Annotated in this window: 17 protein-coding genes and 1 pseudogene; 7 read left to right on the top strand and 11 right to left on the bottom strand. The window is 68.9% G+C overall.

The features are described from left to right. Window positions 1–123: 123 nt before the first annotated feature. From DIZ26_RS38495 to DIZ26_RS35955, 6 genes and pseudogenes are all read right to left on the bottom strand, one after another. Window positions 124–339 (bottom strand): annotated as a pseudogene (locus DIZ26_RS38495) (4Fe-4S binding protein); the annotation flags it as partial. A 277-nt stretch (window positions 340–616) separates the two neighbouring features. Further along, window positions 617–1,369, bottom strand: a complete 753-nt coding sequence (locus tag DIZ26_RS35975; protein WP_112249043.1) for a methylenetetrahydrofolate reductase — start codon at window positions 1,367–1,369, stop codon at window positions 617–619. A 129-nt stretch (window positions 1,370–1,498) separates the two neighbouring features. After that, window positions 1,499–2,710, bottom strand: a complete 1,212-nt coding sequence (locus DIZ26_RS35970; RefSeq protein WP_112249042.1) for an RNA polymerase sigma factor — start codon at window positions 2,708–2,710, stop codon at window positions 1,499–1,501. Next, the gene (locus DIZ26_RS35965) at window positions 2,710–3,051 is read right to left on the bottom strand and encodes a YciI family protein (RefSeq protein ID WP_112249100.1); all 342 of its coding nucleotides are present in this window, start codon (window positions 3,049–3,051) and stop codon (window positions 2,710–2,712) included. The genes DIZ26_RS35970 and DIZ26_RS35965 overlap by 1 nt, the downstream gene beginning before the upstream one ends. Before the next feature lie 43 nt (window positions 3,052–3,094). Next, complete coding sequence (locus tag DIZ26_RS35960; RefSeq protein ID WP_232828905.1) at window positions 3,095–4,312, bottom strand: sensor histidine kinase; 1,218 nt, start codon at window positions 4,310–4,312, stop codon at window positions 3,095–3,097. After that, on the bottom strand, window positions 4,309–4,965 hold the full coding sequence (locus DIZ26_RS35955) for a response regulator transcription factor (RefSeq protein WP_112249041.1): 657 nt from the start codon (window positions 4,963–4,965) through the stop codon (window positions 4,309–4,311). Before DIZ26_RS35955 ends, DIZ26_RS35960 begins: the two co-directional genes overlap by 4 nt. Before the next feature lie 137 nt (window positions 4,966–5,102). Between DIZ26_RS35955 and DIZ26_RS35950 the strand changes: the two genes are divergently transcribed. The 4 genes from DIZ26_RS35950 to DIZ26_RS35935 are packed head-to-tail and all read left to right on the top strand — an operon-like array spanning window position 5,103 to window position 8,546. Then, on the top strand, window positions 5,103–5,624 hold the full coding sequence (locus DIZ26_RS35950) for a hypothetical protein (RefSeq protein WP_112249040.1): 522 nt from the start codon (window positions 5,103–5,105) through the stop codon (window positions 5,622–5,624). Next, the gene (locus DIZ26_RS35945; RefSeq protein ID WP_112249039.1) at window positions 5,624–6,670 is read left to right on the top strand and encodes an efflux RND transporter periplasmic adaptor subunit; all 1,047 of its coding nucleotides are present in this window, start codon (window positions 5,624–5,626) and stop codon (window positions 6,668–6,670) included. The genes DIZ26_RS35950 and DIZ26_RS35945 overlap by 1 nt, the downstream gene beginning before the upstream one ends. Then, a complete protein-coding gene (locus tag DIZ26_RS35940; RefSeq protein ID WP_112249038.1) occupies window positions 6,667–7,329 on the top strand; it encodes an ABC transporter ATP-binding protein in 663 nt (220 codons plus the stop codon). Before DIZ26_RS35945 ends, DIZ26_RS35940 begins: the two co-directional genes overlap by 4 nt. Further along, entirely contained in the window at window positions 7,329–8,546 is a 1,218-nt protein-coding gene (locus DIZ26_RS35935) for an ABC transporter permease (RefSeq protein ID WP_112249037.1), read from the top strand. The genes DIZ26_RS35940 and DIZ26_RS35935 overlap by 1 nt, the downstream gene beginning before the upstream one ends. Before the next feature lie 55 nt (window positions 8,547–8,601). Here the strand turns inward: DIZ26_RS35935 and DIZ26_RS35930 are convergent, their stop codons facing one another. Then, window positions 8,602–9,552 (bottom strand): complex I subunit 1/NuoH family protein, encoded by a 951-nt coding sequence (locus DIZ26_RS35930; protein ID WP_112249036.1) that lies wholly within the window; start codon window positions 9,550–9,552, stop codon window positions 8,602–8,604. Between the two features lie 84 nt (window positions 9,553–9,636). Here DIZ26_RS35930 and DIZ26_RS35925 point away from each other — a divergent pair, with 84 nt between their 5' ends. After that, window positions 9,637–10,476 (top strand): SDR family oxidoreductase, encoded by an 840-nt coding sequence (locus DIZ26_RS35925; RefSeq protein ID WP_112249035.1) that lies wholly within the window; start codon window positions 9,637–9,639, stop codon window positions 10,474–10,476. Between the two features lie 20 nt (window positions 10,477–10,496). On the opposite strand, the gene DIZ26_RS35920 is transcribed toward DIZ26_RS35925, so the two are convergent. The 4 genes from DIZ26_RS35920 to DIZ26_RS35905 are packed head-to-tail and all read right to left on the bottom strand — an operon-like array spanning window position 10,497 to window position 13,640. Further along, entirely contained in the window at window positions 10,497–11,336 is an 840-nt protein-coding gene (locus tag DIZ26_RS35920; protein WP_112249034.1) for an NADH-quinone oxidoreductase subunit C, read from the bottom strand. Beyond that, window positions 11,333–11,974 (bottom strand): NADH-quinone oxidoreductase subunit B, encoded by a 642-nt coding sequence (locus DIZ26_RS35915; RefSeq protein WP_112249033.1) that lies wholly within the window; start codon window positions 11,972–11,974, stop codon window positions 11,333–11,335. Before DIZ26_RS35915 ends, DIZ26_RS35920 begins: the two co-directional genes overlap by 4 nt. A 4-nt stretch (window positions 11,975–11,978) precedes the next feature. Continuing rightward, a complete protein-coding gene (locus tag DIZ26_RS35910; RefSeq protein ID WP_112249032.1) occupies window positions 11,979–12,830 on the bottom strand; it encodes an alpha/beta fold hydrolase in 852 nt (283 codons plus the stop codon). A gap of 42 nt (window positions 12,831–12,872) precedes the next feature. Further along, complete coding sequence (locus DIZ26_RS35905) at window positions 12,873–13,640, bottom strand: SDR family NAD(P)-dependent oxidoreductase (RefSeq protein WP_198676474.1); 768 nt, start codon at window positions 13,638–13,640, stop codon at window positions 12,873–12,875. A gap of 141 nt (window positions 13,641–13,781) precedes the next feature. Here DIZ26_RS35905 and DIZ26_RS35900 point away from each other — a divergent pair, with 141 nt between their 5' ends. Both DIZ26_RS35900 and DIZ26_RS35895 read left to right on the top strand, forming a co-directional pair. Next, window positions 13,782–15,245 carry a purine-cytosine permease family protein gene (locus DIZ26_RS35900; RefSeq protein WP_112249030.1) on the top strand — a complete coding sequence of 488 codons (1,464 nt, stop codon included), beginning with the start codon at window positions 13,782–13,784 and terminating at the stop codon, window positions 15,243–15,245. Continuing rightward, window positions 15,245–15,778, top strand: a complete 534-nt coding sequence (locus DIZ26_RS35895) for a cysteine hydrolase family protein (RefSeq protein WP_112249029.1) — start codon at window positions 15,245–15,247, stop codon at window positions 15,776–15,778. Before DIZ26_RS35900 ends, DIZ26_RS35895 begins: the two co-directional genes overlap by 1 nt. Window positions 15,779–15,783 lie beyond the last annotated feature (5 nt).

The raw sequence follows: 15,783 nt of genomic DNA, 5'->3' as shown, positions 1-15,783 counted from the left end.
CTCGATCACCGAGGGGCCGGGGTCGATCGGCTGGGGCGCGGGTACGGTCCACATCCAGTCGCGGAGGCGGTCCTTCTCGTGGGTGAGATTGCGCAGATCCGTCTCGGCGTACTCGAACTCGGGCGACCAGAACAGCGCGTCGAACGGGCACGCCTCGATGCAGATCCCGCAGTACATACAGAGCGAGAAGTCGATCGCGAACCGGTCCAGCACGTTCCGGCTCCGCTCCCGCGCCTGCTCACCGACCGACGGCGCGGTCTCGGTGTGCGAGTCGATGTAGATGCACCAGCTCGGGCACTCGCGCGCGCAGAGCATGCAGGAGGTGCAGTTCTCCTCCATCAACGCGATCACTCCGCGCGACCGCGGTGGGAGCTCCGGCTGGACATCGGGGTACTGCTCGGTGACGGAGCGGCGGGACAGCGTCTTCGCGGTGACCTTCAGGCCATCGATCAGACCCTTGCCAGGTACGGCCACGCCTCCTCCTCCGTCAGTCGGTTCTGCACGCTGAGACTAGTCGCTCCGACCCCGGGAGAGCACGAACGGGCGCGTACTCCGCCCAAAACCCCCCACGCAGCCGACACCAGCCCATCGTGGAGAAGGCGGGCGCAGTACTGGGTCAAAGGTCGCGTTCGAGGCGGGCGGCGACCTGTCGGTAGCGGCTCACGGGGATGAGGTGTACGCCGTCGAAGGCGCCCGATTCCTTGATCTGGAGGATGTGCTCGCAGGCCGCCTCGACGCCGACGTCCGGGTCTTGTTCCACGGCGGCGATCAGATGGTCGGGGATCGTGAGCTGCGGGAGGGCGGCCAGGTTGTGGGCCATTTTGGCGCTGGCGAGGACCATCACGCCGGCGTAGATCGGGATGTCGGCGGTGACGGTGTCGCGCCAGCGCAGGAGGTCGTCGAGCGAGTAGCTGACCTGGACGTACAGGAAGTCCGCCTCGGCCTTCCACGCCGGGATCGGGCGAAGACGGGTGGCGGCACCGACCTGGAACGGCGCGATGCCGGGGAACGAGGTCGCCCGGGCTTCCTCGATCATCGTCCGGACGGTCAACTGGCTGGTTCGCGCGCCCGCAGTCGGCTCGTCACCGTGGATGAACAGGAACTGCTCCACGCCGTACGCCGCCGCCGTCAGCAGGTCGCGCCGGAACCCGAGCAGGTTCCGGTCCCGCGAGTTCAGGCAGGCGATTCCGCGCGCACCCATCGCCTGCACCTCGTTGGCAACCGCGACACTCGACACCGTCGCCCGCCCGATGTGATTGTCCGGGATCAAGAAGGCGTCCGCGATCGGGCTCATCACCCCGATCTGATGCCGCACCTTCCGCAGATCCGGCCGCGTCGGCGGCTCCACCTCACAAATCAGTTCGAACATCCCCCGACCCTACCGATCGCCACAGCAGGCCGGCCGGACTTCCAGCACTGATCAACGACTCGTCCGGCTGGTGGTTGCCGCGTACTGCCGGCGGGTGGCGAGGGGTTGGTCAGCGCTGGAGATTCGGATTCAGGTCAGCCTCGCCCGTTGGTGGGTGAGGAAGGCTTGTTCGGTGGTGTTGGTGGTCAAGGTGATGGCTGCGTCGTAGGCGGCGACGGCTTCCGGGAAGCGGTGGAGGCGGGTTAGGAGGTCGGCCCGGATGGCGTGGAAGAGGTAGTAGTTGCCGAGGTCGAGGTCGTCGACGAGGGTGAGGGCCGCGAGGGGGCCGTCGACCTCGGCTACAGCGACTGCTCGGTTGAGGGCGACGATCGGGGTGGGGGTGAGGGCCAGGAGATGGTCGTAGAGCTGGACGATCTGGTCCCACGCCGTGTCGGAGGCCGAAGCCGCTTCGCTGTGGACGGCGTTGATCGCCGCCTGGAGTTGGTACGGACCTGGCGCGCCTCGGCGAAGGCAACGGCGTACGAGCTCGTGACCCTCCGCGACCAAGTCGCGGTCCCACAGTGAGCGGTCTTGTTGCGGGAGCGGGATCAGCGCGCCGTCAGCCCCGACTCGCGCCGGTCGGCGTGATTCCTGCAGCAACATGAGCGCGAGCAGACCGACGGCTTCGGGCTCGTCGGGCATCAGCGAGACGAGCAGCCGGCCGAGCCGGATCGCCTCGAGGCAGAGCTCCGAGCGGATCAGCTCGTCGCCCGACGAAGCGGCGTACCCCTCGTTGAAGATCAAGTACACGACAACCAGTACGCCGCGCACCCGCTCCGGCAGATCAGCCTCGTACGGCACGCGATACGGGATTCCCGCCGTACGGATCTTCGCCTTCGCCCGCACCAGCCGCTGCGCCATCGTTGCCTCAGGCACCAAAAACGCGTGGGCGATCTCCGAAGTGGTGAGGCCGCCGAGCAGGCGCAGAGTCAGCGCCACGCGGACGTTCAAGGCCAGCGCCGGGTGGCAGCAGGTGAAGATCAACCGCAGCCGGTCGTCACGCACGACACCCTCCTCCACTGGCTCGTCCTGGGCATGCAGCAGCGCCGCCTGCGCGTGCTTGTCCTCCCGCGACGCCTCTCGCCGCAACCGGTCGATCGCGCGATTGCGTGCGGTGGTGATGATCCAGCCGGCCGGGCTCGGCGGCAGCCCTTCGACCCATTTCTCCAGCGCCGCCGCAAACGCTTCCTGTACTGCGTCCTCGGCGATGTCGAGATCACCGAAGACGCGAGCCAGTACGGCGACGGCCCGACCGTGCTCGGCCCGGAAGACACCGGCGATGTCCGCTGCCGAAACAGGCATCAGACGACGGGTCTGATTTCGATCGACAGCGGCTCGAGGATCCGGGCGAGCCTGCGGGCCCAGTCCAGCGCCTCGTCGAGATCTTCGGCCTGGATGATCATGAACCCGCCGAGGTGCTCCTTGCCCTCGGTGAACGGACCGTCCGTGACGAGCAACTCCTCACCCGCGGCCCGCAGTACGGTCGCCGACTCCGGCGGATGGAGTCCCGCGTCCATCACCCAGGACCCGGCCGCGCGCATCTCGTCGGCCAGGCTGGTCAGGTTCTGCATGATCGGTTCGAGCACCGCCGGCTCCGGCGGCGGCCCGTCCGGCTGGTAGATGCTGAGCAGGTACTTCTTCACGAGGTCCTCCAGAGATTCGGTCTCACCCACTACACGAACGGGCTCATCCCGGATCGACAGGCAACGTCACGATCACCACGAGTCCACCACCTTCACGTGCCCGGGCCCGGACCGATCCACCGTGCGCCTCGGCCACGGACCGGACGATCGACAACCCCAGCCCGGCGCCTTTCGCCGAGACCAGCCGGTCGTCGTTCAGCCGATGGAACGGCTTGAACAACCCTTCCACCTCGTACGGCGGGATGTCGGCCCCGCTGTTCGCCACCTCGACCTCGACCTGATCGGCCGCCCGCCGGCTGCTGACCTCGACCCATCCGCCGGCCCGGTTGTGCCGGATCGCGTTCTCGACCAGGTTGTGCACCAGCCGTTCGAGCAACAACGCGTCCCCCGACGTCGGCCCATCGCCCGGATCAGCCCGTACTTCGACGTCCGCGGCCGCGGCTTCGCTCGCCGACTGGGCCACCACGTGCCCGACCACATCGGCCAGGTTCACCGGGTAGCGATCCGTCAGCTCCTTCTCCGAATCGGCGAGGATCAGCAAGCCGCTGATCAACTGCTCGTGCCGGTGGTTGATCGCCAGCAGACTCTCGCCCAGCTGCTTCACATCCGCCGAGGCCGATCGCCGGTGCATGGCGACCTCCACCAGCGCCCGGCCGACCGTGAGCGGCGTACGGAGTTCGTGCGAGGCGTTCGCGACGAACCGGCGCTGCCCGTCGAACGAGTGGTCCAGCCGCTCCACCATCGTGTCGAACGCGTCGGCGAGATTCTTCACCTCGTCGTCCGGTCCGCTCAGCGCGATCCGCTCGTGCAGTCCGCGCCCGGCCGCCGGCGCCGTCGCGATCCGGCGGGCGGTGTCCGTGACGCGGTACAGCGGCGCGAGGACGCGACCCGCGACGAGCCAGCCGGACCCGGCGGCCAGACCGCCGACCAGCAGGAGCGCGATCGCGCCTTGAGTCAGCAGAGACTCCGTCGCGGCCGAGCGCACCTGATCGCGCTGCTCGTTCATCACCCGCTCGGCGTCTGCTCCGGTGAGGACGTCACCCGCGCTGTTGAGGACGACCAATTCCTTCTGCGGCTGTTTGGTCGGCGTCGCGCCGCTCGGAGCAGGCGTCAGGTACGTGCCCTTGATGATCATCCGATGGTCCGACGACAGCTGCTGGTTGAACAGGGCATAGGTGAGGCCGAGCAACAGCATGCCGGCCACCATGAACAGCCCGCCGTAGATCAGGGTCAGCCGGGCGCGAAGGGACAGGTGCTTCACGGGATCCGGTACCCCACTCCCGTGACGGTCTCGACCACCGCAGGCTCGCCGAGCTTGCGGCGGAGCTTGAGGATCGTCAGCCGCACAGCCCCGGTGAACGGGTCGACATGCTCGTCCCAGGCCTTCTCCAACAGCTGCTCAGCAGACACCGTGGCCCCGTCGGCCCGAAGCAGCTCGGCCAGTACGGCGAACTCCTTCTTCGCCAGCGGCACATACCGACCGTCCCGGAACACCTCGTGCCGAGCCGGATCCAGCGTCAGCCCGTTGCGCCGTAGTACAGGTGGATCCGCGGGACGGCTTCGGCGTCCCAATGCCTGCACGCGAGCAGCCAGCTCGGCGAACGCGAACGGCTTGGTCAGGTAGTCGTCCGCACCGAGACCGAGCCCCTCCACCCGGTCGTTGATCGCCGCCGCGGCCGTCAGCATCAGCACCCGGGTGGCCGATCCGGACGCCACCAGTTCACGGCAGACGTCGTCTCCGTGAACACGCGGAAGATCCCGGTCCAGCACCAGTACGTCGTACTCGTTGACCGTCAACCGTTCGAGCGCCGCCGAGCCGTCGGCGGCCAGGTCGACGGCGTGCGCCTCGTCGCGCAACCACTCCGCGATCGCTGCCGCGAGCAACGGTTCGTCCTCGGCCACCAGTACCCGCATTCGAGCGCCACCCTCTCCTCGGTTCTCCCATGATCTCCGACCGCGGTGTTTCCTCCGCGTTAGCGACGACTGGAAACGCCAGGGAAACGCCGGGCTCCCTTGGCTGGGGCAGGTCAGCCAACTCAGAAGGAGACACCGTGAAGCGACAGCACACCCTCGGCGCCCTGGCCGCGATCGTCCTGGCCGTGACCCTGACCGGTTGCGGGACCGGGACCGACGACAAGCAGGTGGCCTCGGGCAACGGCAGCCAGGCGGCGGCCGGCCCGAGCAGCGCGCCGGCGAGCCTGAGCCGGGACGAGTTGGGCGTCAAGTTCGCCCAGTGCCTGCGCGAGAACGGGATCGACGTCAAAGATCCCGAACCGGGCAAGGGTATCCAGCTCAAGATCGACCCCAGTAGCGGCGTCAGCAAGGAGGACGTCGACAAGGCCATGGAGGCCTGCAAGCAGTACGACCCGCAGGCCGACGGGTCGAACAACGCCAATCCGCAGGCGGAGGAGAACGGGCGGAAGTTCGCGGAGTGCATGCGGAAGAACGGGGTCGAGAAGTTCCCCGACCCGAAGCCTGGTCAGCGCGGGATCCTGATCGACAAGGCGACCGCGGACGACCCGGACCTGCAGAAGGCCCAGGAGACCTGTCAGCCCATCCTGGCGGGCAAGTGATGCCGCGGCGCGCAGTACTGGTCGTAGTGGCGCTGGCAGCCGGGGGCGCGTTGACAGCCGTTCTGCTCAGCCGGTCCGACAGCAGTCAGGCCGCGGACAAGAACACCGTTGCTCTGCCGCCTAAGACGGCCGAGGTGACACGCCAGACCCTCACCGACAGCGAGACCGTCGACGGTGAGCTGGGCTACGGCACCACGACCTCCGCGGTCAGTCGCAAGCCCGGCACCATCACCTGGCTCCCCGATACCGGCCAGGCCCTCAGTCGCGGCCAGGCGCTCTACAAGGTGAACAACGAACCCACCAGCATCATGTACGGCGCCCTGCCGGCGTACCGGCGGCTCGCAGTCGGCATCGAGGGGCCAGACGTCCTGCAACTCGAGCAGAACCTCAAGAATCTCGGGTACACCGGGTTCACGGTCGACGACGAGTACACGTCGGCCACGGCCAACGCCGTCGAGGAGTGGCAGGAGGACCGCGGCTTCGACGAAACAGGGGCGGTCGAACTCGGCCAGATCGTCTTCACCGACGGCCCAGTGCGGGTGGACAGCCTCGCGGCGTCACTGGGCGCGCCCATCGCGCCCGGACAGCCGGTGTTGACCTACACGGGCACGACCAAGGCTGTCACCGTCGAACTCGACGCCGCCGATCAGCGGCTGGCGAAGCGCGGCGCCAAAGTGTCGGTCACCTTGCCCGACGACAGTACGGTCGCGGGCCGGATCGACGAGGTGTCCACGAAGATCGTCCCGGCCGCCGCTCCGGACCAGGAGCCGACGACGAAGTTCGAAGTACTTGTTGCTATCAGCAACCAGAAGGCGCCGGCGCCGGCTTCGGTCGATGTGGAGTTCACGGCCTCGGAGCGGAAGAACGTGCTGACCGTCCCGGTCGCCGCGCTGCTCGCGTTGCAGGAGGGCGGTTTCGGTGTCGAGGTCGTCGGCGCCGACGGTTCGCAGTACGCGCCGGTGAAGACCGGGATGTTCGCAGCAGGACGGGTCGAGATCAGCGGTGCCGGGATCGCCGCGGGGACGAGAGTGGGGGTGCCGAAGTGATCGAGTTGACCGAGGTGACCAAGATCTATCCGGGCGGGGTCAGCGCGCTGGCCGGTGTGTCGTTGCGGATCGAGGCGGGCGAGCTGGTCGCGATCGTCGGGCCGTCCGGTTCCGGCAAGTCGACGATGCTGAACGTGCTGGGCACGCTCGACCGGCCGACCACCGGCCGGGTGCGGATCGACCGGTACGACGTGGCGCGGCTGTCCGACGCCGGCTTGTCGGCCTTGCGAGCGAGCCGGATCGGTTTCGTGTTCCAGCAGTTCCACCTCGCGGCCGGGGTACGGGCCCTGGACAACGTCGCGGACGGGTTGCTGTACTCCGGTCTGCGCCGGGGCGAACGGCGTCGCCGGGCCGAGGCAGCGCTGGAACGGGTCGGCCTAGGACATCGGCTGCACCACCGACCGCACGAACTCTCCGGCGGCGAGCGGCAACGGGTCGCCGTCGCCCGCGCTGTGGCGGGCGATCCCGCGCTCCTTCTCGCAGACGAGCCGACCGGCGCACTCGACTCGGTGTCCGGCGCCGGCGTGATGCAACTGCTCCGCGACCTGAACGCCGCCGGTACGACGGTCGTCGTCATCACCCATGATCGCGACATCGCCGCCTCGCTCCCCCGCCGGCTCGCCATGCGGGACGGGCACCTGCTCCCCGAGGCCGCCTGATGGCGGCCACTGAGCTGAGGCCGCCCGAGGTCTTGCGTCCGGCCCGGCTCTGGGCGGGAGACGTCGTGCGGGTCGGCGCGGTGGGGCTGAGGACCCGGCCACTGCGAGCGTTCCTGTCCGCGCTGGGAATCGCGATCGGGATCGGCGCGATGGTCTCCGTGGTCGGCATCTCCTCGTCCTCGCAGGCAGAGCTGAACAACACCCTCGATGCCCTTGGCACCAATCTGCTGACCGTCACTCCCGGGACGACGCTGACCGGCTCACAGGCGCAGCTGCCACTCACCGCCGAGGCGATGGTCGGCCGGATCGGCCCCGTCCTGGAGCAGTCCGCGATCGGCCGCGTGAACGACAAGAACGTCTACCGCACCGACCGGATCCCTACGGTCGAAACCAACGGGATCGTCCCGTACGCCGCCCGCGTCGACCTCCTCGCCACGGTCGGCGGCACCCTTCGCAGCGGCCGCTGGCTCGACGCGGCGACCGGCAGGTATCCGGCGACCGTGCTCGGCTCGGCCGCGGCCGAACGGCTCGGGATCAGCCGGCCGGACACTCAGGTGCTGATCGGCAACCGCTGGTTCACCGTGATCGGAATCCTCCAGCCGGCCGCGCTCGCCCCCGAACTCGACAGCGCCGCGTTGATCGGGTGGCCCGCTGCCGACACGACGCTCGGCTTCGACGGACACGCGACCAGGATCTACACCAGGTCGCAGGATTCCCAGGTCGACGCGGTCCGCTCCGTCCTCGGGGCGACAGCCAACCCCGAGGCACCGAACGAGGTCGAGGTGTCGCGTCCGTCCGATGCGCTCGCGGCGAAACAGGCCGCGGGTGAGGCGTTCACCGGGCTGCTGCTCGGGCTCGGTGCGGTCGCGCTGCTCGTCGGCGGGGTCGGCGTTGCCAACATCATGGTGATCTCCGTGCTCGAACGCCGGGCCGAGATCGGGCTGCGGCGATCCCTGGGCGCTACCCGCGGACAGGTGCGGACGCAGTTCCTGACCGAGTCGTTGCTGTTGTCCGCGTTGGGTGGTGCCGGCGGAGCCGTGCTCGGCAGCGCGGTCACCGCCGGGTACGCGGCGTACCAGAACTGGCTGACGGTGATCCCGGTGTGGGCGTTGCTCGGCGGCTTCGCGTCGACCTTGGTGATCGGCGGCCTGGCCGGCCTCTACCCGGCGATCCGCGCGTCCCGGCTCGCCCCGACCGAGGCGCTGGCGACGCCGTAACCCTCGGCCAGCCGGCGACGCCGTAGTACTGGCGGCGTCGTAGTACGTCGTGGGCTCAGTAGAAGACTGCGACGCCGATGCCGGTGAGAGCCAGTTGGAGCAGGGCCAAGGGGACGAGGGCCTGCCAGGCCAGTTTCTGGAGTTGGTCGGCGCGCATGCGGGGGAAGGCGACCCGGACCCAGATGACGACGAGGGAGACGATCGCGACCTTGATCGCCGTCCAGAGCCAGCCGAGTCCGTCGGGTCCGGGACCGCTCCAGCCGCCGAGGAACAGCACGGTGGTCAGGCCGGCCAGCACCACGATCCCGGCGTACTCGGCGAGCAGGAACATGGCGAAGCGGAGTCCGGTGTACTCCGTGTAGGGACCGAAGATCACTTCCGAGTCCGCCACCGGCATGTCGAAGGGAGGTCGCTGCAGCTCGGCGAGGCCGGCGATGAAGAACACGATGAGACCGGGTAACTGCCAGAGGATCCACCACGGGTTCCACTGGTGGACGATGCCGCTCAGGCTCAGCGTGCCGGCGGCGACCGCGACGCTGGCTGCCGACAGCACGAACGGCAGCTCGTAGCTCATGAGCTGGGCCGCGACGCGGAGACCGCCGAGCAGGCTGTACTTGTTGCCGCTGGCCCAGCCGGCCATCAGCGAGCCGAGCACGCCGACGGACATCACCGCGAGGACGAAGAACAGGCCCGAGTCGAGGTCCGCGCCGACGATGCCGGGCGCGATCGGGATCGCGGCCATTGCCGCCATGTACGGCAGGATCGCGACGATCGGCGCCCACTCGAAGACCCGCCGGTCCGCCGCGGCAGGGGTCACGCTCTCCTTCTGGACGAACTTCACCCCGTCGGCGACCAGTTGCGCCCACCCGTGGAAGGCACCGGCGTACATCGGGCCGAGCCGCGACTGCATGTGCGCCATCACCTTGTGCTCGGCCTGGCCGACCAGCAACGGGGTCACCAGGAACGCGACCAGCACGCCGACGACCCGCACCACGAACTCGAGCATGCGCGCAGCCTATCGAGTCTTGCTTGACCTGAACCAATGTTGAGGTCGCAGGGTGTGGACAAACAACCGTCTGAAGGAGCTGGAATGACCACGATCCTCGTCACCGGAGCAACCGGGCGCGTCGGGCGCCACGTAGTACAGGGCCTGCTGGAAGCCGGTACTACGGTGCGCGCGCTGGTTCGCAATCCGGCTGGTGCCGCGCTGCCCGAGGCTGTTGAGGTGGTGCAGGGCGACATCACCGACGCGGCGACTGTCGAGCGGGCCGCGGCCGGGGTGGATGCGGCTTTTTTGCTGTGGCCGTCGTTCAGCGCCGAAGGTGCGCAGCCCGTGGTCGCGGCGCTGACCGAGCAGGTCTCGCGGGTCGTCTACCTGTCATCGATGAGCGTGCGCGACGATCAACCGCCCGCCGCGAACGGGGTCTGGGGGCAGCTCGAGGACCTGCTGATCGGCTCGGACTGGACGTTCCTGCGGGCCGGTGGTTTCGCGGTCAACACGCTCGGCTGGGCAGACGAGTTCCGCCGCGGAAACGTCGTACGGGTTGCGTCGCCGGAGGCGGGGCGGTCGCTGATCCACGAGCGCGATATCGCGGCGGTCGCGGTCGTCACATTGCTGGACGACAAGCACATCGGCCAGAAATACGTGCTGACCGGCCCCGAGGTGCTCACCCAGACCCAGCAGATCGCCATCCTCAGCGAGGTCACCGGCAAACCGATGCGCATCGAGGAACAGACCCCAGCCGAAGCCCGCCAGGCCATGCTCGCCCTCGGCGCCGACCCCACCCTCGCCGAGTCCTCAGTCGCCTACTGGTCCTCCCTCGTCACCAACCCGGAACCAGTCACCCCCACAGTCCCCACCCTCCTCAACCGCCCGGCCCTCACCTACCGCACCTGGGCCGAAGAACACGCCCCCGCTTTCCACGACTGACCAGAGCTGTGGACCCGGCCTTAGGCGTCGGGGGTTTCGGTCGGGCGGTCGGTTGGTTCCGGGGTGGGTGGGGGCGTGGGCGAAGCTGGGTCGGCTGGTGGGGCGGGCGCCACTGGTGGTGATGGCGCGTCAGCGGGCGGTGTGGCAGGCGCGCCTGGTGACGCGGCGTCGGTGGGGGGCGTGGTGCTGCGGGTGCGGCGTTCGGCTGGGGAGCGGCGGGGGCGGGTTGGGGTGGCGGCGGTGAGGGCGGGGGCGAGGGGGTCTGGGTCGGGGGTGCCTGGTGGGCGGGGGCCCCAGGATTCGGGGTCGGGGACGCCTGGGGGGAGGGTGCGGCGGCGGCTGGGGGCGCCTGGTTTGGGGGTGGGGGCGTGGTCGGATTCGCCTGGTTCCTTGGCACCCGGCCAGGGCTTGGCGACGCGGGAGGCGAGGACGAACTCCTTGCGCAGCGGGTTGCCCTCGAAGCCGTCGGGCAGGAGCAGCGGGACGAGGTTCGGGTGACCGTCGAAGGTGATGCCGAACATCTCGGCGGTCTCGCGCTCGTGCCAGTTCGCGCCGGCGTACACCTCGGCCAGCGACGCGAGCTGCGGCGTCGCCCGCGGGATCAGCGTCCGCACCATCACGTGCTCGACGTGCGAGCCGCCCCAGAAGTCGGCCAGGTGCGTCACCACCCGAAAGCCGTCCCCGAGTTCGTCGCTCGCGGTCAGGAAGTCGAAGAAGGTGAGCCCGACCTCGTCCCGCAGTACCTCATGAGCCGCGACCCAAGCAGCAGCCGGTACGTCGTACGCCTGCGGGCCGAAGCTGTCGGAGGCGGTCGCCTCGATCCCCGCCGCAGTCAACGCGGCAAGCACCTGATCGCTCACGCCGAACCCACGCCGTCAGCCGCAGCACCCGAAGCCGACCCCGGAGCACCCGAGGAAGAAGCGATCGAGGAGCCCTGCCCAGGAGCGACCAGGCCGCGGGTCAATGCACCAACGGACGGTTCGTACCGGCTGGTGACGTTCTCGCCGGCGATCTTCTCCTGCAGCTTGAGGATGCCCTGGAGCAACGCTTCCGGCCGCGGCGGGCAGCCCGGCACGTAGACGTCCACCGGGATGATCTGGTCGACGCCCTTCGTCACGCAGTACGAATCCCAGTACGGCCCGCCCGAGTTCGAGCACGAGCCGAACGAGATCACGTACTTCGGCTCCGGCATCTGGTCGTAGAGCCGCTTGATCGCCGGCGCCATCTTGTCCGTCACCGTGCCCGAGACGACCATCAGATCGGCCTGCCGCGGCCCCGGCGCGAACGGGATGACACCGAGCCGGATGAAGTCGTGCCGCCCCATCGAGGCCGCGATGAACTCGATCGCGCAGCAGGCGAGCCCGAAGTTGAACACCCAGAGCGAGTACTTGCGGCCCCAGTTGAGCAGGTACCGCACCGGCTCGGGGGCCAGCTTCGCCAGCGCGCCGACGGCCGGCCGGACGGTCGGCGTCGGCAGATGGACGGGGCTGTCAGGCATGGGCTCAGCCTAGTCCGACAATCTCCTCGGCGAGGATCTCCGGGTATTCCAGCGGCGCGTAGTGCCCGACCCCGTCGACGAACCGGAGCCGCTCGTCACTGAAGAAGTCGTCCAGCCGGTCCGACCACGCCCGCGGGAACAGCGGATCGAACTCGGGCCACAACACCACCGTCGGTACGCCGATCCGGTCGTACCGCGCCGGCGCCGTCTCGGCAGCCGAGGTCGCGACCGACCCGGCCCCCGCCCGGTACCAGTTGATCGACGCCGTGAAAGCCCCGGGAGCCGAGTAGACCTCCACCAAGTGGTCCAGCGACGGCTCGAAACCAGGCCCAGACCAATGCGTCCAGAAGTGCCGCAGATAAGCCCGTACCGCGTCGGCGTTCCCGTCGACCAACTCCTCGATCAGCGGCAACTTGTGGAACGCCTGGTACCAGAACTCCGCCTGCGCGTGCTCCGAGAACACCCGCTTCCCGATCCCCGGCAACGGCGGCGCCACCACCAGCCCCCGGATCGCGTCGGGCCGACTCCGCGCGATCGCCTGCGCGATCCGGCTCCCGATGTCGTACCCGGCCAGCACCGGCCGCTCGAGCCCCAACTCCTCGATCAGCCCCAGGACACTCCGCGCCTGCCCAGCAAGCCCGTACTGCGTCGCCGCGTCGGCCTCGTGCTTGTCCGACTCCCCGAACCCGCGCAGATCGGGTACGACGACTTCGCACCCCTGCTCCACCAGCATCGGCGCGAGCAGCCGGTAATCCGTCCGATCCCCAGGCCAGCCGTGCAACAACACCACGGCAGGCCCTTCACCGTCCCGGTCGTACGCCAACGAGAACCCGTCCACCGCAGCACTGTTCGGCATACGCCCCATCATGGTCCGGCGGCCCGGCCCGCCGCCGGAGAATCACCCGATCTTGTCGAGGAGATGACCTGGGCCTGTTGTCAGACCGCCCTCGACCGGCAACGTGATTCCGGTGATCCAGGCCGCGTCGTCGGAGCCGAGGAAGGCGATGGCGGCCGCCACGTCCTCGGGCTGCCCGACCCGGCCGAGCGGATAGATCGCCTTCAGCTCGTCCAGCAACTTCTCCTTGCCGAGAAACCGATCGGTCGCAACCGTCCCCGGGGCCACCACGTTGAAGCGGACGCCGTGTGGCCCGTGGTCGGCGGCCAGATTCCGGACGAGGTTCGCGACGGCCGCCTTCGCAGCGGCGTACGGGGCGGTGCCGAGGGCAACCTCCGCGCTGATCGAGCCGACCAGAACGACCGCACCGCGCGACGCCATCAGGTGCGGCAGCGACGTCTTGATGCAGCGGACCGCGCCGGTGAAGGTGAAGTCGTATTGCCGACCCCACTGCTCCTCAGCAGGTTCGCCTCCCTCGAGACCACCGATGTTGTGCCCGGCGACATTGGCCAGTACGTCGAGTCGCCCGAACCGTTCGACGGTCGCCGCCACCGCCGCCTCGACCGAAGCGGTGTCGGTGATGTCGCAACCGACCGCCATGGCAGACCCACCGGCGTCGTTGACCTCGGCGACCACGGAGGCCGTCCCCTCGGCATCGACATCTGCCGCTCCGACGGCGGCACCTTCGGCCGCAAGGCGCAGTACGGTCGCGCGGCCGATGCCGTGCGCGGCTCCGGTGACGAAAGCCACCCGGTTCTCGAACCTCTTCACAGCCATCTCCTCCAGGTCGGACTCCAGACGCTAGGTGCTAGAGCGACCTCTAGGTCAAACTCCTTGACCGGCGGCGGGTGGCGTCGTAGCTTGATTGAACAGGACTGGACAGGTTCATTCCGAAAGAGCGATGGAGAGCCGATGACCGATCAGGTGCAGGTCGAGCCGGGCGAGGTACGGGCTCTGCAGGTGGAGCTCAACGGGTTGAACGTGATTGACGACGCGGACCGCAAAGGCAGGCCGAGTCACCTGTTCTGGCCCTGGTTCGGCGCCAACGTGTCGGTGCTCGGGCTGAGCTACGGGGCGTTCGCGCTCGGCTTCGGCATCTCGTTCTGGCAGGCGGTGATCGCCGGTCTGGCCGGCATCGTCTTCTCGTTCCTGCTCTGTGGCCTGATCGCGCTGGCCGGCAAGCGCGGATCCGCGCCGACGATGGTGCTGAGCCGCGCGGCCTTCGGCGTACGGGGCAACAAACTGCCTTCGCTCATCTCCTGGCTGCTGACCGTCGGCTGGGAAACCGTGCTGACCATCCTCGCCACGCTCGCGACGGCGACCGTGTTCGAGCGGCTCGGCTGGGGTGGCGGCGGGATCACCAAGGTGATCGCGCTCGTTGTCGTCGGCACCTTGATCGTCGCGTGCGGTGTGCTCGGTTTCGACCTGATCATGCGGATGCAGACGGTCATCACGATCGTCACGGGCGTGCTCACCGTCGTCTACATCGTGCTCGTCGCGGACCAGGTCAGCTGGAGCAAGGTGAGCGACCTGCCGAACGGCTCGACCCAGGCGGTGATCGGCGCGCTGGTCTTCCTGATGACCGGGTTCGGCCTCGGCTGGGTCAACGCGGCGGCCGACTACTCGCGCTACCTGCCGCGCTCCTCGTCCAGCACCGGCGTGGTCGGCTGGACCACCTTCGGCTCCTCGCTCGCGCCGATCGTGCTGCTGGTCTTCGGCCTGCTGCTTGCCGGTTCGTCGACGGATCTGTCGGCCGCGATCGCCGCGGACCCGATCGGTGCTCTCGCCAAGGCACTGCCGACGTGGTTCCTGGTGCCGTTCGTGATCGTCGCGGTGCTCGGCCTCGTCGGCGGCGCCGTCCTCGACATCTACTCCTCCGGGCTCGCCCTGCTCTCGGTCGGACTGCCCGTACCGCGGTACGTCGCGGCCTTCGTCGACGGCGTCATCATGATCGCCGGCACCGTCTACGTGGTGTTCTTCGGCGACGAGTTCCTCGGTCAGTTCACCGGCTTCCTGATCACGCTCGGCGTCCCGGTCGCGGCCTGGTGCGGCATCATGCTGGCCGACATCGCGAGTCGCCGGCGTGACTACGCCGAGGCGGAGCTGTTCGACCGCACCGGCCGGTACGGCGACATCCGCTGGTTGCCGATAGCAATCATTGTGGTGACCACCGCGATCGGCTGGGGCCTGGTCACCAACGCCAGCGCGCACTGGCTGACCTGGCAGGGCTATCTGCTCGGCCCGCTCGGACTCGGCGGCAAGCAGGGCACCTGGGCCTTCGCCAACCTCGGCGTGTTGTTCGCGCTCGTCGTCGCGTTCGTCGTCCAGCTGCTGGCGGGCCGGCGTACCGTGCAGGAACAAGAGGCGGTGGCCTGATGGTGCTGGCGGTCATCGACCTGCAACGCATCTTCGCCGAACCCGAGAGCGGCTGGGCCACCCCGGACTTCCAGCGCGTGGTGAAACCGACCCAGCGACTGGTCGAGCTGTTCGGCGACGACGTCGTCTTCACCCGCTTCATCGCGCCCGAGCACCCGACCGGCTCCTGGATCCCGTACTACGAACAGTGGCCGTTCGCGCTCCAGCCCCCCGATTCGTACGCCTACCAGCTGGTCGACGAGTTCCGCGGCGCCCCGACGCTCGACAAGACGACCTTCGGCAAGTGGGGCCCCGAACTCGCGGCAGCCGCCAACGGGCAACTCGTGCTCAGCGGGGTGACCACGGACTGCTGCGTGCTCACGACCGCACTGGCCGCGGTCGACGCGGGCGTCGCGGTACAGGTGGTCGAGGACGCGTGTGCCGGAGTGGACGAGGCCAGTCACCGCAAGGCGATCGACCTGATGCGCCTCTACTCCCCCATGCTCGAGGTCGTCACGGTCGACGAGCTGGTGAATCGCGCGGGGCAGCAGTGATCCGA

This window comes from Kribbella monticola (assembly GCF_003261635.1).
In the GTDB taxonomy this organism is placed as follows: Bacteria; Actinomycetota; Actinomycetes; order Propionibacteriales; family Kribbellaceae; genus Kribbella; species Kribbella monticola.
Note: the sequence above shows the minus strand (reverse complement) of the source record. Positions and strands in the feature narration are given on the sequence as shown.